The organism is Bacilliculturomica massiliensis (assembly GCF_900605495.1).
Classification (GTDB): Bacteria; Bacillota; Clostridia; order Peptostreptococcales; family Anaerovoracaceae; genus Bacilliculturomica; species Bacilliculturomica massiliensis.
The window spans coordinates 1,048,119-1,069,999 of the sequence record NZ_LR027603.1 but is presented as its reverse complement, the minus strand read 5'-3'; the positions used below and the strand labels follow the sequence as shown (position 1 = coordinate 1,069,999).

The window sequence follows — 21,881 nt, the reverse complement described above, 5'->3', positions numbered from 1 at the left end:
CGCGCGTCACAGCGGAACTGCCATTGACCGGCCCATTCCCTGTTCCACCGGACGATGTCCGGCATGGGGCGGCCAGTTCTTTTATCTGCCCTTTCACACAGTACTTCAAAATCCCCTCATAACCGTGAATGACGGGATAAAAAGAAAAATCCCTGGAACGCTATCATTCCAGGGATTTTTCCATATTTTGGTGCGGTCGATGGGACTTGAACCCATACGGTGTTACCCACACGGCCCTCAACCGTGCGCGTCTGCCGATTCCGCCACGACCGCGAATACTGACCCGCGAATAATATATTACCATAGCGCGGGTCGTTTGTAAAGAAAAAATTCAACTGTTTTGAGGAAATGTTCTGAGGAAAGATCGCCGGCTTTTTGCGCCGGCCATGAGACGGCTCCTCTATTCCTGGGGCTTCGGTTCCTGTTCCTGATCCTGACTGTCCAGGATCTGATTTTTGAGTTTGTAAGTAACGGTCCAGTCCTCACAGCCGTTGTAGGGATCCACGAAATATGGTCTGATGGTACCGGTGAGCCCTTTGGCTGATATCAGACCGTATGTCTTGTAAAACATACAGTAATAAGGGGTCTCTTCCGTCAAAATATTTCTTACGCTTTTAAAAGCGCTGCGTTTTTCTGCCGCGGTCACTCCGGATTCCATGGTGTCCAGCAGCTGGTCCAGTTCGGGATTCACATACCCCGCCGGGTTGCCGCCGGCGGAATGGAGCAAAAATCTCAGATCGAAGTTGTCCTGTATGCGGTAACCTCCGATATAAACGTCATAATTTTTCGAGGCCACCTTCGCGGAGTAAGAATCCCAGTCTGTCTGCTCCACGGTCACGTGGATGGGCAGCTTGGAAAATCCGTCGCGGATGATCTGCGCCGCAGCCGTTCGCGACCCGTCCTCCTGATTGACCAGTATCTCAATGGAGATTTCATCGCCGGCTGCGCTCTCCACAAAGCCGTTTCCATCCCGATCCAGATAGCCTGCCTGCTCCAGCAGCTTTTTTGCTTCGCCGATATCGACGGACAGCAGCTTTTCTGTGCTGTCAACGCCCAGATAACCGGGATAATACAGATTGTCGCTTCTGACGCCGCTGTTGTAATACCCCGTCTCCAGGATCTCGTCCACGTTCACGGTGCACGCCAGCGCTTTCCGCACCAGCGGATCGGCCAGCGCAGTTCTCTGACAGTTGAAGCCGATCATTTCCACTTCGTTGGAGGGAAACGATACCAACTGCACGTCTTTATTGTTCACCAGCGTGTCTCTGTCGATATTCTTAGAGAATGTGGTGGTCAGATCGTTAATGTCGAAAAGGTTGACCGCGTCCAGACGATCGGGAAGCACGCGGAAACAGACCCTGTTCTGGGCCTTTACATCCCCGTGATACGACTGGTTCGCCGTGAGTACGATCTCTTTGTTCACATCCACAGACTCCGCTTTGTACGGTCCCGTTCCAACAGGCACGAATTTCTCCGTACTGTTTTTGACCGCGTTCACGTTTTTAAATTTATGCTTCGGGATAATGGGAAAAGTGAGCTTTTCCACCGCCACGTCACTGTTGTTTTTAAAATAGATCTGGATCGTATGATCATCCCGGACCCGGGCGGATTTTATATTGTCCACATAGCTGTTGTAGAGGGAGAGATTGGAATACAGCACGCTGAGATAACTGTCTATGCTGAACTTGACGTCGTCCGCCTGGAAGGCTTCCCCGTCGTGCCAGTAAACTCCCTGCTTCAGGGTGATGAGAACAGAGTATCCGTCATCCTCATAGGAATAGGACTGGGCCAGCAAAGGCTGCGCCTGCAGCGTCTCATCCAGAGCGAACAGGCCCTCGTAGATCAATTTGTCGATATAGTATGTGTCCTCGTCCTTGCTGACCACCGGATTCAGGGTGCGTACGTTTTCGATGGGCATATATATATCCGTGGAAGTGGTGGTCGTCTCGGTTTCCTCCGTATTGTTCATGAGAAAATCCACGCCGCTCTCACAGCCGGAAAGCAGCAGAGACGCCGCGGTGAGAATGGCCAAAAATATGGAACAACGTTTTTTCATTCTATCTCTCCAAGTAAACGATCGATCTGCAGATACAGTTCTTCCGGAGCGCCGGAATTGCACAGGATCCGGTCCGCTCTGGCGCACTTTTCTTCTCTGGGCATCTGACGCCGGATGCGGTCTCTGATCTCCTCCTCGCTGAGCCCGTCCCGCTGTCTGACCCTGCGGATGCGCTCCTCGTCCTCCGCGTCCACCACCCAGACCTGATCGGTCAGGCGCTCAAGACCGGTCTCAAAGAGCAGCGGAACGTCCAGAAAGATCACGTCCCCCTGAAACGCAGCCACCCGCTCTTCGATTCGTCTGAGGATCTCACCGTGAGTGATCTCATCCAGTTTTTTCTTTTTCTCCTCATCCGCAAAGGCCATCCGCCCCAGCTTTTTTCGGTCAAGACTTCCGTCCGGATTGATGATCTCCGCTCCGAAAGTCCTGCTCAGCTTCTCCAGCACCGGTGAATCCGGCTCCGTTATCTCTCTGGCGATCCCATCGGCGTCCACGATGGCGCAGCCTTTCCGCGCGAGGTAGTCGGAGACGGTGGATTTTCCGCTTCCGATGCCTCCTGTCAGTCCGATCACCATCATTTCAGATCGTACCAGCTTTCTCCCGTATTTAGATCCACAGCAAGGAAGACGCTGAGCTTCACCGCATTTTCCATGTTCTCCTCAAGCAGCTTCTTCACCGTTTCCAGCTCGTCTCTGTGCGCCTGGATGATAAGCTCGTCGTGGACCTGCAGAAGCAGGCGGGACCTGGCGCACCGGCTGTACAGCGCATCGTTGACCTTGATCATCGCCAGCTTGATAATATCCGCCGCGCTGCCCTGGATGGGAGTGTTCATCGCCAGACGCTCTCCCGCCTGACGCACCATATAGTTGCCCGCTGTTATCTCGTGAATGTCCCTGCGCCGGTTCATCAGCGTGGTCACATACCCCTTCTCCCTGCAGTGTTCCACCTGCCGGTCCATGTATTCCTTGACCTGCGTATACTTTTTGAAGTACTCGCTGATATAGTTCTCCGCCTCTTTTCTGGTAATATTCAGTTCATTGGAAAGGCCGAATCCGCTCATGCCGTAGATGACGCCGAAATTGACTGCCTTGGCGTTGCTCCGCTGCAGGCTGGTCACCTCATCCTCGGGCACGCCGAAGACCTTAGAAGCCGTGATGCGGTGGATGTCCTGCCCCTCGTTGAACGCTTCGATGAGCTGAGGGTCCTGAGAGAGATGGGCCAGCACCCGCAGTTCGATCTGCGAATAGTCGGCGCCTACCAGAGTATATTCATCGGATTCAGGGACGAACGCTTTCCTCAGCTGTCTTCCCAATTCCTGGCGCACGGGAATGTTCTGCAGATTGGGTTCCGTACAGCTGATGCGCCCTGTGGCCGTCACCGTCTGCTGAAAATGCGCGTGGATCTTTCCATTGTCGTCGATCAGAGGGAGCAGCCCTTCCACATAAGTGCTGGAAAGCTTGGTCAGCATGCGGTATTCCAGGATCTGCGCCACGATCTCAAATTCGTCCTGCAGCCGTTCCAGGATCTCCGCGCCGGTGGCGTAGCCGGTCTTGGTCTTCTTCGCCCCCGGGAGCTTGAGCTTTTCAAAGAGGATCACGCCCAGCTGTTTGGGAGAATTGATGTTGAAACTTTCGCCGGCCAGCTCGTAGATCCTGCTCTCCGCAGTAGCTATCCGGCTGTTCAGCAGTTCGCCCAGGCTCAGCAGCTCTTCCCTGTCCACGGCAAAGCCCTGGACTTCCATGCCCGCAAGCACTCTGATCAGAGGCAGTTCCACCTGGTAGAAAACCTCCTCCAGCTCCTTCTCCTTCATCTTTTCTTCCAGGATCCCCTTCAGCGCGTAAACATAAGCGCACCACCTGGCGCCATAATCAGCCATCTTTTGTCCTGGATCGGAGAACATGTCGGTCTGGCCGTTGTCCGCCAGGAATTCCTTCTCCGGCTGAAAACTCTCTTCCAGATATTCCAGGACCATGGTCGGCAGCTCATAATTGCTTCTGGTAGGTTCCAGAAGATACTGTGCGATGGCCGTGTCGAATGCCGGACGGAAACTGTGGGCGTCCATGCCGGCTCCGGCGGCCAGGGCATAGATGTCCCACTGAAGGTTGTGACCGCAGAAAGATGGCATACGCTGCGTCCAGACACGGCTCAATGCGTTAAGCACAGATTGATCATCCGTATTAAAATAATAGCACACAGAATCGCACAGAACGCTGATCCCGGTGATCTCAGGGGTTTTCCTGTGATTTGCATCGGACCAGACCTTGAGCACCGCTCCGTCCTGCTCCGCTACGGCGCGGGCGGCCGTTTCCGCTGACGCTTCATCCTCGATCACCTGGATCCTGTATTCTGGTCTCTTCCATTTTTTTTCAGACGCAGCCGGTCCTCCGCTCTCTTTTACCTCGCCGGAAGCGCTCAGCTTCTTGAGCAGGCTGTTGAATTCCAGCTTCCTGTAAAGGGCGATCAGCGTCTCGTAATCCGGAGTGTCGATTCTGGCCGCCTCCAGATCGATCTCAATGGGCACGTCCGTATAGATGGTGGCGAGCCTGCGGCTCATGGCCGCCAGCTCCGCGTTATTCTCTACTTTTTCTCTCAGCTTGGCGTTGCTGATCTCCTCCGTGTGCGCCAGAAGATTGGCCACCGTGCCAAACTGCAGGATCAGCTTCTGCGCGGTCTTCTCACCCACTCCCGGGATGCCGGGAATATTGTCCGACTGATCGCCCATCAGTCCCTTGTAATCAATGAACTGATCCGGTGTAAAGCCGTACTTGTCGATCATGGCCTGACGGTCGAACATCTCAAATTCCGATATACCCTTTTTGGTGATCAGCACCCTGGTCACATCGGTGGCCAGCTGCAGCTCGTCCTTATCTCCCGTGATGATCAGCGGGGACAGGCCCTCTTCCTCAGCCCGCCTGGCTACCGTGCCGATTATATCGTCCGCCTCAAATCCGTCGATCTCCAGCATGGGGATCTTCATAGCTCCCAGCACCTCTTTCAGCAGAGGCAGCTGCATGGCCAGCTCAGGCGGCATCTTTTTTCTGCCGGCCTTGTATTCCTCATATTGTTCATGGCGGAATGTAGGCGCTTTTCTATCAAAAGTCACCATCAAATATTCCGGCTCGTAGTCCGTTCGTATTTTGCTCAGCATATTAAGAAAACCGTACACCGCGTGGGTGTACAGTCCTTCTTTTGTTATCATGGGTCTTTGAATGGCATAGTACGCCCGGTTGATCAGGCTGTTGCCATCAATTATCACTATTCTGTTTTTTTCCATACGATTTCCTTTACCTGATGTTTCGTCTCATTTCCTTCGCTTTCATCGGCCGCCCCGTACTTGTCTTCTGCGCCGTCGGAACCGGACTCATCGGCTGAGACGGCCGTTTCAATACGGAATACGACTTCGCTTCCTCCGTTTTTCACGTCGTAGCCTTCCAGCGTAAAATCAGTTTCTGAGATCTGGCCGGAAAGCCATGGACCCAGATCCAATAAGATCTCGCTGGCGGAAAGCCCGGAAGAAGTGCCTGTCATGTCCATGCGGACCTGCCTGCGGCTGCCCTCGATCAGGAAGCTGCTCTCCAGCTTGATCGAACTGCTGTGCAGCTGACGGAAGGTCAACTCGCCCGTTCCCAGATAATCCTCGTAGAGCTTCATCGTGAACGAGGCTGCATCTGTAGTATACCCATTTATGCCGGCTGTTGCAACGGTATCTGAAAATAAGGCCGCATCTTTTGTATTGAGGGCTTCCACGTATTCGCCCATCCATTCCGCGCACGCCCGACTGTATTCATCCTGACTGGAAAAGCCCGCGCCTCTGGACAGACCGGAATCCGTGATCTCGGAGGTCTCTCCCTGTCCCGGCAGGACCGTGTTCGTCTCCAGTCCCCCTGTGGCCATCAGCGCCGGTGTGGACGCGTCCTGGTCCTGCGCTGCCCCTCCGGCCGCTTCGCCGCCGGCAGACCCGCTGCCGGTCGGGGAGACGGCGTCCTCTGTAATAGCGCTGCGATACATGACTATATTTCCGCCGCTGTTTTGCGGAGCGGGCGAAGCAGCTTCAACTTCGGCGTCAGATCCGGCGGGCCCGGCTGCGCCGCGCAGCACTTCGTCCCCGTCTTCCTCCGCCTGCTGCTTTGCAACGATACTGTATTGACAGCCCTGATCCTGCCCGGCTCCTCCGCCTGAATCAGCGGCCGATTCCGTCTCCTCCGCCGTTCTGTTTTTGTCTATAGCCAGATCCCTGAGCGGAATTCCCACGCCGTCCTGCATCATCGCCACAGACAGGATCCCTACCATAAATACGGCTGCCGCCGCGCCGGCTATTTTCCAACGGGGTCTTTTCCTCTCTTTTCGAACTGCTTTATCTTCCGCAGGCAAAACGACCGCGGCATCTTTCTCCCCAGAGATCTTCTCTGTCTCCTTCTGCGCTTCGATCTCCCGGCGCAGCGCCCTTCTGAGATCCAGATCAAAACGGTCCGGAACGGGAGCCGCAGGAATTTCAGAAAGCAGACTCATGATCTCTCTCAGCTGTTCCGCTTCTTCTCTGCATCTCCCGCACTGACCTAAGTGCTCCTCCACAGCGTTTCTATCCTGCGGCAAAAGCGATCCGTCCAGATAATCGGACAGCCGTTCTCTTGTCTTCTCACAGTCTGTGTTTCTCATTTGCTCCCCCTCCTTTCCCTTTCATTTTTTCTTCATTCATAAATTAGACGAAAAAGTTTTGATTTTGTTCCAGAAGAATCTCACGCAATTTCAGTCTCGCTCTGTTGATGCGGGATTTCACCGTGCCCAGGGAACAATCCAGCATACTGCTGATCTCCTCATATGAAAATCCCTGAACATCCCTCAGTATGACGATCTCCTTTTGTTCCGGGCTGAGGAGTTCCAGTGATCTCAAGATCATTTCCGCTTTCTCCCTGCGCTCCAGCGCTTCCTCCGGCGTGGGCGAGCGGTCGGGTATCTGAACGATCTTCTCCTCGTCCTCCCCATCCCCCGCGTACACGCTGTCGATCTTTTTCGCGCCGCTGTTCTTTCGCAGCATGTCGTTGCAGGTGTTGACCACGATCCGGTACACCCAGGTGTCGAAACTGCTCTCCTCTTTAAACGAGGGCAGATGACGGAACACTTTGATGAAGCTCTCCTGCAGGACGTCGAGAGCGTCATCCTCATTGCGCATATAGCGCAGTGCGATATTATAAGCCCTCGTCTTGCAGCGGACAATCAGCTGCTCAAAACTGGGCTCATCGCCGGCTTTCGCCCGCGTGATCAGCTCCCTTTCCTGTAAATCGGCCACTTCATCCGTCTCCTTAAATCATCTCAGAGAATCCAATTATTATACGGTGAGCTGCTCTCTCACATACTGGTAGATCCGGTCCGCCAGCGCGATCCCCTCGTCCACCACCAAGATCAGCCTTCCTTTAAAAAACTGCTTTTTGTCCTCATCCTTCATCAGCTTCAGATTGATCAGTATGTTCAGACGCGCTCCCTCCAGTGCCGCCCGGCAGCACGCCGCTCCCACGCCTGCGTCGCTGACGGCCATGACGCTTCCCTTGTGGGCGTACTCTTCCAGCAGTTCAAGGGCGTCGTAGCAGCATTTCGCGATGCTCATGGGGCATGCGGTAGCTCCTATCAGCGCTTCCTGGACCGCGTCTTCCTTCGCGCGCTTTTCTTCGGCGGTTCCTGCCGGAAGCCTGTATGCCGCCGCCAGAGGAGCGAAAGCCAGCGCGTCCTGTTCCACCAGATCCTCCAGTTTTTTCATCAGCTCGTCCGACTTTTTCAAAAGCTCCTGCATCTCCGTTTCCACGTCGGCATATTTTTTCTTCCCTACCGTCAGGTTTCCGACCATACTTCCGAGGGCGATTCCCACAGCGCCCACCAGCGCGGACGCGCCTCCGCCTCCCGGCGTCGGAGCCCCTGAAGCCAGTTCGGCAATCCACTCTTCACAGCTTTTATGTAACATTCGCCCTTCCTCCCGCTCTCACTCTGTCTGATTTCTTCTCCCTCTGCCGCAGTTTCCCGCGCTTTCAGCGCCTATCCGTCGTCCGCTGCGCACAGACATACTTATTCTATCCTAAAATACCCCATGTTGACAAGAACACAGACCGAATAATATAAATTTCCGGAAAATAAAAAAGTCCCCATTGAAAACGTGATTCGCCCTGCGGGCTCACTTTCACAGAGAAAACTTTTTTGTTATTCCGTCAATATCGCTTCGCGATATTTCCTGCATAATAAAAAAGCTTCCTTCAGAAACGCGATCCGCCCTGTGGGCTCACTTTCATAAGGTAACTTTTTTGAAACACGCGGAAATGTCAGCGGACGATATTTCCCGTGTTATAAAAAAAATCCCGAATGTGCCGTCAGGTTACGAATTCACACCCTATCTCTTGATAGGTGGGTCCTCTGTTCCTGCTTCTGTCTTCCGCTGCGAAGGCGGCCTGACATAGGCGACGGAAACCCGAGGTCCCGTGAACTCTCTGTAGGTTAAATTACATAACCTTAACGAGCACTCCAGGATTATAGATTTATTATACATCATTTCCCGTCGTTTATGTAGACGGAAAAATGATTTTTTTGTAATATTACTCGTACAGATCGACGGTGCTGTTGGTGTAGACTTTCTGAACGTCGTCGTCATCTTCCAGCGTCTCGATCATCTTTCTGAGATTTTTCAGATCGCTCTCGGCCGGCGTGGATTCCATGGACGGCACATAGTCGATATCCGCTTCCACAAACTCGTAGCCCCCGGCTTTGAGTCCGTCGCAGACGTCGTTGAATACATCGGGCGTAGTCAGGATCTCGAAGCTGTCCTCATAGGTGACCATGTCGTCTGCGCCCGCTTCCAGAGCCGCTTCCAGCAAGGCGTCCTCGTCGACGGAATCCGTCTTTTCGATGACGATCACGCCCTTTCTGTCAAACATGTAGGATACGCATCCCGGAACGCCCAGGTTTCCCCCAAATTTGTCGAAAGCGTGCTTCACCGACGCCGTGGTCCGGTTTTTATTGTCCGTCAGCACGTCTACGATGACGGCCACGCCGCCTGCGCCGTAACCCTCGAAGCTGCCGCTCTCATAGCTCTCTCCTCCCAGCTCTCCGGTTCCTTTTTTGATGGCGCGGTTTATATTGTCATTGGGCATGCCGATGCCCTTGGCTTTATCTATGGCGGTTCTCAGGGAAGCATTGTAGTTGGGGTCGCCTCCGGCCTTCGCCGCGACGATGATCGCCCTGGCATACTTCGTGAATACGGCAGCCCGCTTTGAATCCTGCGCTGCCTTTCTTCCGGCAATTGTACCATGTCTACCCATAAATATTCCTCCTAATTCTTGTCTAAGCGTTAGTAGTATACCACTAAAGCTGTCCGATTTCAACGGTTTCTTCTTCCGCGCCCTCATTTTGCGAGCGCTGGAGGTTTCTGAAAGCCGTGGCCATCATCAGCTTGATACGGTTCAGCTGATTGACGTCGCTGGCGCCCGGGTCGTAGTCGATGGCCGCTATATTGGCCATGGGATTGTATTTTCTCAGGGCCTTCAGCATACCTTTTCCTGTCACATGGTTGGGCAGGCAGGCGAAGGGCTGCAGACACACGATATTCTCCACCCCGCTGTCCAGCAGCTCTACCATCTCTCCCGTCAGAAGCCATCCCTCGCCGCACTGGTTTCCCAGAGAGGTGATCTTTTCGGCTTTCTTTGCCATCTCCTGTATGGGGATCGGGCCGTGGAACCTGCGGCTCTCATTGAGGGCCTTCACCGCGCCGGCCCGCAGGCCCTCCACGACGTGGATCGCCGCGCTGTTGGTCAGCATGGCCTTATAGGTGCCTGAGAGATATTTGAAATTGAATTCCTTGCTGTACATTCCGTAGAGGAAGAAGTCGATGAGATCCAATACCACGGCTTCTCCGCCCTCTCTCTCGATGATGCCCACGATATCATTGTTGGCTGTGGGGTGATACTTGACCAGGATCTCGCCCACCACGCCGACTTTCGGCTTTTTGACGTCCAGTACCGGCAGCCGGTCAAACTCCTCCACGATGGCCTTCAAATTCTTGTTGAACTTCGAGAAACTTCCCTTTGAGATATTTTCTCTGGCCGCCGCCACCCACTTATCGTAGAGCGCGTTGGCCGAACCGGCTTCTTTTTCATAGGGACGCGTGGCGTAGAGCACCCGCATGAGCACGTCTCCATACACCATGCCCATTCCCGCGCGTTTGATGATGCCCGGCGTGAATTTAAAGCCCGGGTTGCTCTCCAGCCCCGCATAATTGGCCGAGATGACAGGGACCTGCTCCATCCGCAGGTCTGCCAGCGCTTTCCTCAGCAGCGCGATGTAATTGCTGGCCCGGCACTGTCCGCCTGTCTGCGAGAGGATCACCGCGGTCTTGTTCAGATCGTACCTGCCTGATTTCAGCGCGCCGATGATCTGCCCCAACGCAACGATGGTGGGATAACAGGCGTCGTTGTTGATGTACTTCAGCCCTTCCTCCACCGCGTGTTTATCCACGGAGGGCAGCAGCTCCACTTTGTATCCGCCGTGAGCCAGCGCTTCCTCCAGGAACTGGAAGTGAATTGGCGACATCTGCGGCACCAGGATCGTGAAATCCTTCTTCATGGCCCGGGTGAATTCCCTGCGCTCAAAGGGTTTATCCTCCATGCTGTGGCGGATGTGATTCTTCTCCCGTTCTTCCATAGCGGCTTTCAGGGAACGGATGCGGATCTTTGCCGCTCCCAGATTGGAGCCCTCGTCTATTTTGAGCACGGTATACAGTTTATTCTTCTCTTTTAAGAGCTCCTCTACCTGATCCGTGGTAACGGCGTCCAGACCGCAGCCGAAGGAATTCAGCTGCACCAGCTCGATATCGTCGTTTCTGCCGGCCACCTCCGCCGCCTTATACAGCCGGGAGTGATACATCCACTGATCCAGAATGCGGATGGGACGCAGCAGATCTGTGAAGTGAGCCACAGAATCCTCCGTGAGCACCGCCATACCGAAGGATGTGATCACCTTATCCATGCCGTGGTTGATCTCCGGATCCAGATGATAAGGCCTGCCCGCCAGAATGATGCCTTTTTTATTGTTGGACTTGATATACTTGATCGCATAAGCGCCCTGACGCTTAATATCGCTCTTAAAACGCTTATCCTCTTTTCTCCCCTCTTTCACCGCCCGGTTGATCTCCGACATGCCGATGTTTCTGTCCCGCAGCAGCGCGTAAAGGCGCCGGACCAGCCGCTCGTCGTTGTCATAGGGCAGGAATGGGTGAGAGAACTCAACGCCTTTTTCCGCGAAAATATCGTCCATATTGTGGGCGATCACTTCCGGATACGTACCCACGATGGGACAGTTGTAGTGATTGGGCGCGGCGGGATCCTCCTCGCGCTCAAAATTGATATTGGGATAGAAGATCCATTTGATCCCCTGCTCCACCAGCCATTTTACATGACCGTGGACCAGTTTGGCAGGATAGCACACCGTATCGGAAGAGATCGTCTCCATTCCCAGCTCATAGATGGATTTGGAAGATACCGGCGAGAGCACGACCCGAAAACCCAGTTCAGTAAAAAACGTGAACCAGAAGGGGTAGTTTTCGTGCATGTTGAGGACCCGCGGAATGCCGATCGTTCCCCGTTTGGCAAATTCCTCCGCCAGCGGCGTATAGGAAAACAGCCTCTTGTACTTGTATTCAAACAGGTTGGGCAGCGCCTTGTCCTCCGCCTCCCTGCCCGCTCCCCGCTCGCAGCGGTTGCCAGTGATAAATTTCTTGCCGTCGCTGAATTTGTTGATCGTAAGCAGGCAGTTGTTCTCACAGCCCTTGCAGCGGGTATGACTGTTCGTTACCGTGAAACAGTTCATCTGCTCCAGACGGATCAGCGTGGACTCGGTGCCCTCGATGTAATTGTCCCTGGCGATGAGAGCCGCGCCAAAAGCGCCCATGATCCCGGCGATGTCCGGACGGATCACGTCTTTTCCCATGATCTTTTCGATGCTCCGCAGGATCGCGTTGTTCAGGAACGTTCCCCCCTGCACCACGATCCGGCTGCCGGCTTCCTCAGGATCCCTCAGCTTGATCACCTTGTACAGCGCGTTCTTGATCACCGAATAGGAAAGTCCGGCGGAAATGTCGCCGATGGTGGCGCCTTCCTTCTGGGCCTGCTTTACTTTGGAATTCATGAACACGGTGCATCTGGTTCCCAGATCTACCGGCGCCTTGGCGAACAGCGCTTCGTTGGCAAAGGCTTCTACGCCCATGTTCACGGACTTGGAATAGGTCTCGATGAAGGAACCGCACCCGGAGGAGCAGGCCTCGTTGAGCATGATATTATAGATGGCGTTGTCGCGGATCTTCATACACTTCATATCCTGCCCGCCGATGTCGAGTATAAACTCCACTCCCGGAAGAAATTCCTCCGCCGCCTTATAGTGGGCCATGGTCTCGATCTCGCCCATATCCACGCCGAAGGCGGCTTTGATCAGCCCTTCGCCGTAGCCGGTGACCGCCGCGTTGGCGATGACCGCGTTCTCCGGCAGCAGGTCATACAGCTCACGCAGCATGGTCAGCGTGGCCTCCAGCGGTTTTCCTTCGTTGCTCTTATAAAAAGAATAGAGCAGATATTTATCCTCGTCGATGAGGGCGGCCTTGGTGGTGGTAGACCCGGCGTCGATGCCCAGATAGACTTTTCCCCTGGCTTTCCGTATGTCTTTCCGTTTGATCTTATCCCTGTCGTGGCGTTCTTTGAATTCTCTGTACTCCTGAAAATCCCGGAACAGCGGGTCCAGATGCTTAGTCTCCGACATGGCGGAGGGCTCCGCATTGTTCAGACGGTACAGAATTTCCTCTACAGAGAGACAGGGATGTTTCTCAGAGAGCAGCGCTGCGCCGATGGCCACGTAGAATTTAGAATCCTCAGGAAAAATGATGTGCTCCGGCGTCAGTTCCAGAGTCTCGATAAACCGCTGGCGCAGTTCCGACAGGAAAGACAGCGGCCCTCCCAGAAATGCCACGTTGCCTGTGATGGTCCGGCCGCAGGCCAGACCGCTGATGGTCTGATTCACCACCGCCTGAAAAATGGAAGCCGCCAGATCTTCCGTGCCGGCTCCCTCGTTGATCAGCGGCTGGATATCCGTCTTGGCGAACACGCCGCAGCGGGCGGCGATGGGATAGATCATCTTGTGATGTTTGGCCGCCTCGTTGAGACCGCCGGCATCCGTATTCAAAAGCACCGCCATCTGATCGATGAAAGCCCCTGTGCCGCCGGCGCAGGTCCCATTCATCCTCTGCTCGATGGCGGAACCGTAAAATGTGATCTTTGCGTCCTCTCCGCCCAGCTCGATGGCCACGTCCGTATCCGGTATAAACGTTTCTACAGCCCGGCTGCAGGTGATGACTTCCTGCTCAAACGGCACCCGGACCAGCGAGGACAGGGACAGTCCCCCGGAGCCGGTGATACACATGGTTGCCGACACGCCCGGCATCTGGTCGTTCAGAACTTCCAGCAGTTCCTTCACCTTATCAAACACGTTGGACATATGTCTCTCGTATCTGCTGAATAATATATTATTTTTTTCATCGAGCAGTACGACCTTTACAGTCGTTGAGCCGATGTCGATTCCCAGTTTCATATTGCACTTCTCCTTTAACTGTAAAATTATATCATAGCCCCTCCAAAAAGAAAAGACTCCTGCTGTTCTGCTTTTGGTCATTCTATGATACAATACCCTTATTATGAAAAGTATAATCAGAAAGAGAACATATCAGGCGATCTATCGCCTGCTGGATCGGGTAAGCCCCCTGCCCGGAGACTGCGGCCTGCTGTGCGGAGCCGCCTGCTGTTCAGAACCGGCGGATCTGACGGGAGATGAAAAGCTGACGGGGGAATACGGCTCGGAAACGGAGATGGGGATCTATCTGCTTCCCGGAGAAGAAAAACTGTTCACGAGAAAGGAGAACTGGCTCCATTGGACCGTGGAAGACGCAGAGGATTTCGACTTTCCGGATTCCTGGCACGGCAAGATCTATTTTGTCCGCTGCAGCTGCGCGCCTCATTGTCCCAGAGAGATGCGGCCGCTGCAATGCCGTTTCTTTCCTCTGGCGCCTCATTTCACGGCGGATGGCAGACTGGTCCTCATACGTTCCGATCTGGAGCTGCCTTATGTCTGTCCGCTGATCCGGGACCGGATGGAGCTGACTCCTTCCTTTATAAAGGCTACTTACACCGTATGGACTCATCTGATCCGCGATCCGCTGATCTTCGACCTGGTGGTCTACGATTCCTCGTTCCGGGAGGATGGGGACGCAGACGTGGTCTATCCATATTTTTAGCGCGCAGAAGTCCGCCCGGACGCTGAACAAAAAAATCCGCGGCCCCGCTCCCGTTTTCCGGAGCAAGGCCGCGGTCTTTTTGTATTTTCAGACCCCTTTTGAATCGGTCCTCTGTTTAGAGCCGTCCTTCTGACTTTTGTTGTATGCCGTTATTCCACGTTTAAAAGCTGATACAGCGCCGACGCGGCTTCCGCTCTGGTCATCTGCGCGCCGCCGTTAAAGCGTCCCTTTTCGTCCCCTGTCATAACGCCCAGCCCATAGCACACGGCGGCATATCCCCTGTAGCTGTCCTCCACTTTATCCGCGAACAGGTCTTTGAAGATGCTGTTCTTCTGAGCCAGCTTATCGAAGCCCAGATAACGGACCATGAATTTGGCTGCTTCCTGCCGCGTCACGGCGCGTTCCGGCGCTTTTTCCCCTGTGAGAACGATCTTTCTCCGTTCCAGCATCTGATACAGCTCATCCTGATCCGCACCGGCCCAGCCGGGAGCGTACAGGTAACGGAGAAAATCCTCCTGCGTGATGGCGGTCTCCGGCAGGAACCGGTCCCCGCTCAAATAATAGCCGTTGTTCAGCAGCGCCCGGATGGTGGACTCCGCCCAATGGCCTGCGATATCTCCGTACTCGGGCATCAGTCCGTCCTGATAGGCCTTTCCTCTCCGATCGATCTGCGTTCCCTTGAAGGGATCGATGAGGTAGGATGTGACGCTGTTCTCAAAAGTGTAGACCAGAGATACCTGATCCGCCGCGGTCTTCACATAGGTCAGCTGCAGATTTCCTTTCTCATTAAACTTTTCGAAGGCTGCGGCGCTGGTGATCGCGCCGGAAGCGTCCGGGAATGAGACCTTGGGCCAGGCATTCTCGTAAGAAGTGACCGCTCCGTCCCTGGCATCCACAGTCACAGTCAGCCCGCTGCCGGCCACGCCGATGCCGTTTTCCGATCTGCGAAAGAAGAACGTGTAAGCTTCTTTTTCCTCCGGCCCGCTGTTCTTGTAAACGGACACATCCGGAGCGCTTTCCTTAAGCACGGTCTGCGCGAATTTCTCCGGCGCCATTTTCTTTGCGAAAGCTTCGGCCTTTGCTCCGGCCTGCTCCTCGTTCAGCGTTGCGCTCCCCTTTTTGTCGCCGCTGTCATAGATACTGAAGGAAAGGACCTCCCCGGTCTTGGCGTCCACGACGCCGTAGGCTCCGTCAAAGCTGAGCCGGTAGCGGTACTCATCAGGCTGGGTGTACTCTTTGCCCAGATAAGTGCTCTGCAGTTTCGCACCGCTCTTGAGACCGGCCGCCGCCCGCAGCAGACTTTCCGCTTTTTCCCGGCTGATCAGACCCGCCACATTTTCAACGGCCGACTGTTCTTCCGGCGTCAGCGCGGCTTCTTCCGAAGCGCCGCCGGCGCCCATGTCTTTGGCGTTGGCAGTGCTTCCGTACCTCCAGTGATAATCATTGTAGACGCTCACCATCTCCCCCGTCTCCGCGTTCAGAGCTTTGCCGCTGCTCTGATCCATATTGTACCCCAGAAAGACGGTCAGCTTTTTTTCCCGACTGTCATAGTACGTGTAATAATTCAGCTCCGCGCCGGCTGTCTCCGCATAGCGCTGGACGGCTTCTCCCGCCGGGAAAGCGGGTTTTGCCGCCGGGAACTCCGGCACGCTCTGTCCTGCGGAAAGTCCGCTGAACTGCCGCACCCCGCCGCTGTACTTGTCTACATATACCTCGGCCAGAATAAAGGAGACCGGCACATCGTTGACATACAGCTGATACGTGTAGCACAGATCGCCGGTGGAGGAGGCGTTTTCTTTCTCCCTGACCGCCCTCATCTGTCCGGCCAGAGACGGCATAGCTCCCTTCAGGAACGCATCGGCCTGCTTTCTTCCGGCTTCCCGCTCCACCTTCGCCAGCCCGCTCTCCTCTCTGTCAACGTACTTATAATAGCTGTTCAGATTTCCCTGACTGTCCACGGAAGCGCTGATCCCTCCGCTTCCGTCCTCCCTGCTCCACTCCAGATTCCAGACCGTCACCTTTTTTCCCTCGGCGCCGTTCTCCTCATATGTGGAATAATTGAACTCGGAAAAATCAGCCGGTATGGCCGCGGCGTTTTTTACGATGCGGATCGCCTTTTCCAGATCCTGGCCGCCGCTTTCTCCAAAGACCGGAAACACCGCTGCAAGAACCATAACCAGCGACAATGCCGTGCATATGAAACGCTTCATCTTTTAACACACTCCTTTTTTCTCTGAATCAACACTTATTGATTAGACGGATTCTTCAGATAAAAGTTCCGGAAATAATGAAAAATTTTCTGAAATGATCAGAGACAGAACGCTTTTTCACAGGGGGGAAGCCGCCTGCTTTTTTTATAATATCCTGTCTTGCAAATAAATTTTAATCATGGTAAGATAGCATGATTGAAAATATAAAAGAAAAAACCGTTGAAGAAGAACGGGGAAGTGAGGAAGAAACGAAAGATGAAAGAAACAGAATTATTAAAAGAAAATGGCGGACAGATCCCCGCCGAACTGAATAAAATGGGGACGATGCCGGTGGGCAAGCTGTTGTTCTCCATGTCTGTGCCCGCCATGTTTTCCATGCTGATCAACGCTCTCTATAATATTGTAGACAGCGTCTTTGTGGGCATGATCGGAGAGCCGGCTCTGACCGCCGTCTCACTGGTATTTCCCGTGCAGATGCTGATGATCTCTGTGGCGGTGGGTACGGGAGTGGGTCTCAGTTCACTGATCTCCCGCCGTTTGGGGGAAAAGAAGCAGGCGGAAGCGGACAGCGCGGCGGACCACGGCCTGATCCTTTTCGTGATCTCCGCCATGGTCTTCACCGTATTCGGCCTGTTCTTTTCCAGAGCCTTTATGAACGCGTTTACAGCCAATCCCGTGGTGGCGGATTACGGAACTTCCTACTGCTTCATCGTCACCGTCTTTTCCGTCTTCCTGTTCCTCTCCGTGGCAGGCGAAAAGATCATGCAGGGCACGGGAAATATGATGCTTCCCATGATCGCCAACCTCACGGGAGCCATCACCAACATCGTATTGGACCCGATCCTGATTTTCGGGCTTTTCGGGCTGCCCCGGATGGAAGTGGCCGGAGCCGCCGTCGCCACCGTGATCGGACAGGTCTTCGGCATGGCGCTGAATCTCTTTTTCCTGCTGGCTTTCAAGCACCACGTGCACATCAGCCTGAGCAAATTCCGCTTCAACGCTTCCACCGTGAAGAACATCTACTCGGTGGGCCTTCCCTCCATTATCATGCAGGCCATCGGGTCTGTGATGCTGGTGGGGCTCAACAGTATTCTCATCGCCTTCTCCGAAGCCGCCGTGGCGGTACTGGGCATCTACTATAAGCTGCAGTCCTTCGTCTTCATGCCGGTATTCGGCCTGAATCAGGGCACCATGCCCATCATGGGCTACAATTACGGCGCCCGCAACAAAGAGCGGCTCATGCGGGCGTTCTGGCTGGCTCTCATCACAGCTCTGGTCATCATGGGGCTGGGCATGGCGCTATTCCAGATCTTCCCCACTCAGTTCATGATGATGTTCAACGCCTCTCAGGAGATGATGTCCATCGGAGTGAGAGCCCTGCGTCTGATCAGTCTATGCTTCCTTCCTGCGGCTGTGGGTATCATCTGCTCCACCCTCTTTCAGGCGGTGGGACACGGCATGCTCAGTCTGCTGGTATCTCTGCTGCGCCAGCTGATCCTGATCCTGCCCATGGCTTATGTGCTGTCCCGCGTGGGCGGGGTGGAATCCGTATGGTACGCTTTCCCGCTGGCAGAGATCTTCGCCCTGATCGCCAGTATCATCTTCTGCAGAAACATCTACCGCAAGGAGATCCAGCCTCTGGAGGATTCCCGATCATAAGCCCGGCTGTGTAGAACAGCATTAAAAAGCGCCGGCGGTTCTGTGCGTATGAACCGCCGGCGCTTTCTTTCTGCCTTCCGTCTCCTTCTTTGCTTTCTCTTTCTATCCCTTGCCGTCTGTTTTTACTACTTGAGGAATCCGTTGACGATCTGCTCTTCGGCCTCCTGCTCTGTCAATCCAAGGGTCATCAGCTTGATGATCTGTTCTCCTGCGATCTTTCCGATAGCGGCCTCGTGGATGAGGGCTGCGTTCGGGTCGTTAGCGGAAATCTCCGGCACCGCGCTGATCTTCGCGTCGTCCATGATGATGGCGTCGCATTCGGAGTGGCCCGAACAGGCTGCGTTTCCGTTGATCTTCGACACGAACAGCTGCCGCGAACGGTCTCTGGCCACAGAGCGCGAAACGATATTCGCGGAAGAGCCTTCCCCGTCCAGTTCCACTGCAAATTCACTTCTGGCGTCCTGATCTCCATGGGTCATCAGACGCTCCATGACCACCAGAGACGCGCCTTCCGCCAACTTCGCCTCCGTCAGGCGATCCGTGGAATCCACGCCTTTGATCTGAACCGTGTCCATTTCCATATATCCGTTTTCCGCGATCTCCACAACGGTTTTGGGGTTCATGATCCGCTCGCCGGTCCCCTCCCCGCTGCCGTAGTGCTTCTCCACGTATTTCACTCTCGCGTTCTTCCCGATGAAGAAGCGGTGGATGCCGTCGTGCCGGCTGTCCTGATCTCCGCTGTTGTGAATGCCGCATCCCGCGATGATGGTCACGTCGCAGTCCTCCCCGATAAAGAAATCATTGTAGACCACTTCGGAGAGTCCGGCCTGGCTGAGCACTACCGGGATATGTACACTCCTGTTTTTTGTTCCGGGCTTTACGATGATATCAATACCGCTGCCATCCTTCTTGGAAACGATGTCCACTTCCTCCGTGGTATTTCGCTCCACGCTCGTTCCGTTCGCCCTGATGTTGTAAGCTCCCTCCGGTATCTCGTGAAATCCGGCGATCTCGCGCAGCAGGTCCCACTGTATCGAATCCATTTAACACTCCTCCTGACATCCAAATCTGCACTGCATCATATCCGGGGTCCCCAGCAGAGCCGGCAGAATATCTTCTTTTGCGCCGTGTTTCACGACCCTTCCATCCGCGATGAGAATGATCTCGTCCGCAATATTCAAGATCCGCTCCTGATGGGAAATGATCAGGATGGATCCCTTGATCTGACTGTGCATTTTCTCAAAGACGCTGATGAGATTGCTGAAGCTCCAGAGGTCGATTCCCGCCTCCGGCTCGTCGAAAACCGACAGCTTCGTCTTTCTGGCGATGATGGTCGCGATCTCGATACGCTTCAATTCGCCTCCCGACAGGCTGGCGTTCACCTCTCTGTTGATATAATCTCTGGCGCACAGCCCGACCTCGGAAAGATATTCGCAGGCGTCCGCCGTGGTAATGCTGTTTCCCGTGGCCAGCCGGATCAGATCGGACACTGTGACTCCCTTAAACCGCACCGGCTGCTGAAACGCATAACTGATCCCCAGTTTCGCCCGCTCCGTGATGGACAGGTCGGTAATATCCTGCCCGTCCCACAGAATGCGGCCTTCCGTGGGTCTTTTAATTCCGGCGATCACTTTGGCCAGCGTAGACTTCCCGCCCCCGTTAGGCCCTGTGATCGCAATAAATCTGTTGTCTTCGAGAACGAGGCTGATGTCCTTCAGTATCTCCTTCTCATCGGCGTCTTCCGTCACGCCGAACGATATGTTTTTCAGCTCCAGCATATGTATACCGCCCCTTTCCAGGTAACTGATACCCGGTATTTTTTCTTCAAATCAGACCTTATCCCCTTTTGCGCCGGGTCGTTCACGCCCCTGGGAACAGCCGTCCGCTTCCTGTAACCTGGAACAGTATACCATAAAAAAACCGGCAGGGAAACAAAATCATGTTTCACACTGCCGGCGATCTGTCTTTCTGTGGGGCTGCCCCCGTCTATATGGACCCGGTCTCCCAATCCGCCGTTCATCCCCCGCGCTAAAGGTCGATATCCAGCACCACGGGACAATGGTCGCTGCCGAACACGTCGTCGCGGAGCGTCACCTCTCTGATCCTGTCCCTGACGGACTCCGATACGAGAAAATAATCGATGCGCCATCCGGCGTTGTTGGCCCTGGCGTTAAAGCGGTAGGACCACCAGGTATAGGTCCCCTCCACATCCGGATAGAGATAACGGTAAGAGTCCACGAAGCCGGCCTCCAACAGTTCTCCGAATTTCCCCCGCTCCTGATCGGAGAATCCCGCGTTGCCCCGGTTGCTCCTGGGATTTTTCAGATCGATCTCCTGATGCGCCACGTTCAGGTCCCCGCACAGGATCACCGGTTTTTTTTCCGCCAGCCTGGTAAGATACGACCTTCTGGCGTCCTCCCACTCCATGCGGTAATCGATTCTCGCCAGCTTGTCCTGGGCGTTGGGGGTGTATTCCGTCACCAGATAAAAATTATCATACTCCAGCGTGATGGAGCGCCCCTCTCTGTCGTGTCCCTCCGTCTCAATGTCTCGGTTCACGGAGAGAGGTTCGTATTTGGTGAAAATGGCGGTTCCCGAATAGCCCTTCTTTTCCGCGCTGTTCCAGTACTGATAGTATTCTTCCAGAGGGATCTCCGCCTGACCCTCCTGCATCTTCGTTTCCTGAATGCAGATCATATCTGGATCCTCGGCCTGCACGAAATCGAGAAACCCCTTTCCAAGACAGGCCCGCAGCCCGTTTACATTCCACGTTATTAACTTCATCCGCCTATACCTCCATTCCGGGGAACGCCCGGATCCATATCCACAGTCATTCTCTGAGAACTTATATATCCGCTGCACGCCGGTTTTAAACGGAACGCGGCGAAAAAAAGTTTTCACCAGCATCGCCGGGCCCCATTTCCTTTCGCAGTGCAGCTCAGCAGTTCATCGAAAACATGAGAAGATCTGTTTTTTTCTTTTTGTCTTCTATAAACACCCAAAACAGAAAAAAACAGAGTACACAATAGGAACTTCTATCGTTTTTCTTGTCGAACTATGACGCTTTTTTCTTTTTGAGAGAAATTTCGTAAAGATAAGAAAAAATATTTTCCATATTTTTTATAAATAATAATTTATACCCATTTTCTTTTCGTTTTTGAACCAATTCTGCCGGCAAAAAGAAAAAATCGAGGATCTCCCATGTCATATCATAAAAAATCCGGCGAAAGAACAACATTCGCCGGATCTTTTAATATCAAAGATGGATATAAGCAAGTCTGTAAGCCGGGTTCTGTATTTGGCAACCATCTATCTCGACCTGCCATTGCTGACAGGCTCCAGCGACCTACCTTCCGGGAAGCGACGGGCAGCCGCCTTTCAGGCATTGTGCAGGCGAACCTGCAATTACCTCCCTGCTTGGTCTTGCTCCGGGTGGGGTTTACATTGACGCAGGACTGTTACCAGCCCGCCGGTGAGCTCTTACCTCGCCTTTTCACCCTTACCGCGTAAACGCGGCGGTTGTTTTCTGTTGCACTTTCCTTAAAGTCACCTTCACCGGACGTTATCCGGCACCCTTGCCCTGCGGAGCCCGGACTTTCCTCATGATGCGGAATCCCTTCCGCCCACGCGGCTGCCTGGCTTACTTATA

The 21,881-nt window shown here is 54.2% G+C and carries 14 protein-coding genes, 1 tRNA gene and 2 other RNA genes; 2 read left to right on the top strand and 15 right to left on the bottom strand.

Annotation, left to right across the window (positions count from 1 at the left end; translation table 11 throughout):
* Positions 1-188 precede the first annotated feature (188 nt).
* From E0E37_RS14175 to E0E37_RS14130, 10 genes are all read right to left on the bottom strand, one after another.
* Positions 189-273 (bottom strand) — tRNA-Leu (locus E0E37_RS14175).
* 127 nt (positions 274-400) lie between these two features.
* Positions 401-2,056, bottom strand: a complete 1,656-nt coding sequence (locus tag E0E37_RS14170; protein ID WP_130863651.1) for an ABC transporter substrate-binding protein — start codon at positions 2,054-2,056, stop codon at positions 401-403.
* A complete protein-coding gene (gene coaE / locus E0E37_RS14165; RefSeq protein ID WP_207302969.1) occupies positions 2,053-2,634 on the bottom strand; it encodes a dephospho-CoA kinase in 582 nt (193 codons plus the stop codon). The genes E0E37_RS14170 and coaE overlap by 4 nt, the downstream gene beginning before the upstream one ends.
* Positions 2,631-5,330 carry a DNA polymerase I gene (gene polA, locus E0E37_RS14160; protein WP_130863650.1) on the bottom strand — a complete coding sequence of 900 codons (2,700 nt, stop codon included), beginning with the start codon at positions 5,328-5,330 and terminating at the stop codon, positions 2,631-2,633. The genes coaE and polA overlap by 4 nt, the downstream gene beginning before the upstream one ends.
* Entirely contained in the window at positions 5,312-6,712 is a 1,401-nt protein-coding gene (locus E0E37_RS14155; RefSeq protein WP_130863649.1) for an anti-sigma factor, read from the bottom strand. The genes polA and E0E37_RS14155 overlap by 19 nt, the downstream gene beginning before the upstream one ends.
* 43 nt (positions 6,713-6,755) lie before the next feature.
* Entirely contained in the window at positions 6,756-7,343 is a 588-nt protein-coding gene (locus tag E0E37_RS14150; RefSeq protein ID WP_130863648.1) for an RNA polymerase sigma factor, read from the bottom strand.
* A gap of 39 nt (positions 7,344-7,382) precedes the next feature.
* Positions 7,383-8,009 (bottom strand): cyclodeaminase/cyclohydrolase family protein, encoded by a 627-nt coding sequence (locus E0E37_RS14145; RefSeq protein ID WP_130863647.1) that lies wholly within the window; start codon positions 8,007-8,009, stop codon positions 7,383-7,385.
* 381 nt (positions 8,010-8,390) lie between these two features.
* A non-coding RNA gene (gene ssrS / locus E0E37_RS14140) (6S RNA) lies at positions 8,391-8,570 on the bottom strand.
* A gap of 61 nt (positions 8,571-8,631) precedes the next feature.
* Positions 8,632-9,354, bottom strand: a complete 723-nt coding sequence (locus tag E0E37_RS14135) for a YebC/PmpR family DNA-binding transcriptional regulator (protein ID WP_130863646.1) — start codon at positions 9,352-9,354, stop codon at positions 8,632-8,634.
* A 43-nt stretch (positions 9,355-9,397) separates the two neighbouring features.
* Positions 9,398-13,663 carry a 2-hydroxyacyl-CoA dehydratase gene (locus tag E0E37_RS14130; RefSeq protein WP_130863645.1) on the bottom strand — a complete coding sequence of 1,422 codons (4,266 nt, stop codon included), beginning with the start codon at positions 13,661-13,663 and terminating at the stop codon, positions 9,398-9,400.
* Positions 13,664-13,766: 103 nt separating this feature from the next.
* Between E0E37_RS14130 and E0E37_RS14125 the strand changes: the two genes are divergently transcribed.
* A complete protein-coding gene (locus E0E37_RS14125; RefSeq protein WP_130863644.1) occupies positions 13,767-14,363 on the top strand; it encodes a hypothetical protein in 597 nt (198 codons plus the stop codon).
* Between the two features lie 149 nt (positions 14,364-14,512).
* On the opposite strand, the gene E0E37_RS14120 is transcribed toward E0E37_RS14125, so the two are convergent.
* Entirely contained in the window at positions 14,513-16,573 is a 2,061-nt protein-coding gene (locus E0E37_RS14120; RefSeq protein ID WP_130863643.1) for an S-layer homology domain-containing protein, read from the bottom strand.
* 255 nt (positions 16,574-16,828) lie between these two features.
* Here E0E37_RS14120 and E0E37_RS14115 point away from each other — a divergent pair, with 255 nt between their 5' ends.
* Positions 16,829-18,232 (top strand): MATE family efflux transporter, encoded by a 1,404-nt coding sequence (locus E0E37_RS14115; RefSeq protein ID WP_130863642.1) that lies wholly within the window; start codon positions 16,829-16,831, stop codon positions 18,230-18,232.
* A gap of 125 nt (positions 18,233-18,357) precedes the next feature.
* Here E0E37_RS14115 and E0E37_RS14110 read toward each other — a convergent pair whose 3' ends face one another.
* From E0E37_RS14110 to rnpB, 4 genes are all read right to left on the bottom strand, one after another.
* A complete protein-coding gene (locus E0E37_RS14110; protein WP_130863641.1) occupies positions 18,358-19,275 on the bottom strand; it encodes a SufB/SufD family protein in 918 nt (305 codons plus the stop codon).
* The gene (locus E0E37_RS14105) at positions 19,276-20,010 is read right to left on the bottom strand and encodes an ABC transporter ATP-binding protein (RefSeq protein ID WP_130863640.1); all 735 of its coding nucleotides are present in this window, start codon (positions 20,008-20,010) and stop codon (positions 19,276-19,278) included.
* Between the two features lie 250 nt (positions 20,011-20,260).
* The gene (locus tag E0E37_RS14100; RefSeq protein ID WP_130863639.1) at positions 20,261-21,016 is read right to left on the bottom strand and encodes an exodeoxyribonuclease III; all 756 of its coding nucleotides are present in this window, start codon (positions 21,014-21,016) and stop codon (positions 20,261-20,263) included.
* A gap of 481 nt (positions 21,017-21,497) precedes the next feature.
* An RNA gene (gene rnpB / locus E0E37_RS14095) (RNase P RNA component class A) lies at positions 21,498-21,879 on the bottom strand.
* Positions 21,880-21,881: the final 2 nt, after the last annotated feature.

Excerpts from the sequence above, each read along its gene's own strand:
- E0E37_RS14115 (WP_130863642.1), top strand. The coding sequence starts at position 16,829 with ATGAAAGAAACAGAATTATTAAAAGAAAATGGCGGACAGATCCCCGCC.
- E0E37_RS14110 (WP_130863641.1), bottom strand. The coding sequence starts at position 19,275 with ATGGATTCGATACAGTGGGACCTGCTGCGCGAGATCGCCGGATTTCAC.
- E0E37_RS14120 (WP_130863643.1), bottom strand. The coding sequence starts at position 16,573 with ATGAAGCGTTTCATATGCACGGCATTGTCGCTGGTTATGGTTCTTGCA.
- E0E37_RS14135 (WP_130863646.1), bottom strand. The coding sequence starts at position 9,354 with ATGGGTAGACATGGTACAATTGCCGGAAGAAAGGCAGCGCAGGATTCA.
- polA (WP_130863650.1), bottom strand. The coding sequence starts at position 5,330 with ATGGAAAAAAACAGAATAGTGATAATTGATGGCAACAGCCTGATCAAC.
- E0E37_RS14170 (WP_130863651.1), bottom strand. The coding sequence starts at position 2,056 with ATGAAAAAACGTTGTTCCATATTTTTGGCCATTCTCACCGCGGCGTCT.
- E0E37_RS14155 (WP_130863649.1), bottom strand. The coding sequence starts at position 6,712 with ATGAGAAACACAGACTGTGAGAAGACAAGAGAACGGCTGTCCGATTAT.
- E0E37_RS14105 (WP_130863640.1), bottom strand. The coding sequence starts at position 20,010 with ATGCTGGAGCTGAAAAACATATCGTTCGGCGTGACGGAAGACGCCGAT.
- E0E37_RS14100 (WP_130863639.1), bottom strand. The coding sequence starts at position 21,016 with ATGAAGTTAATAACGTGGAATGTAAACGGGCTGCGGGCCTGTCTTGGA.
- E0E37_RS14145 (WP_130863647.1), bottom strand. The coding sequence starts at position 8,009 with ATGTTACATAAAAGCTGTGAAGAGTGGATTGCCGAACTGGCTTCAGGG.
- coaE (WP_207302969.1), bottom strand. The coding sequence starts at position 2,634 with ATGATGGTGATCGGACTGACAGGAGGCATCGGAAGCGGAAAATCCACC.
- E0E37_RS14130 (WP_130863645.1), bottom strand. The coding sequence starts at position 13,663 with ATGAAACTGGGAATCGACATCGGCTCAACGACTGTAAAGGTCGTACTG.
- E0E37_RS14125 (WP_130863644.1), top strand. The coding sequence starts at position 13,767 with ATGAAAAGTATAATCAGAAAGAGAACATATCAGGCGATCTATCGCCTG.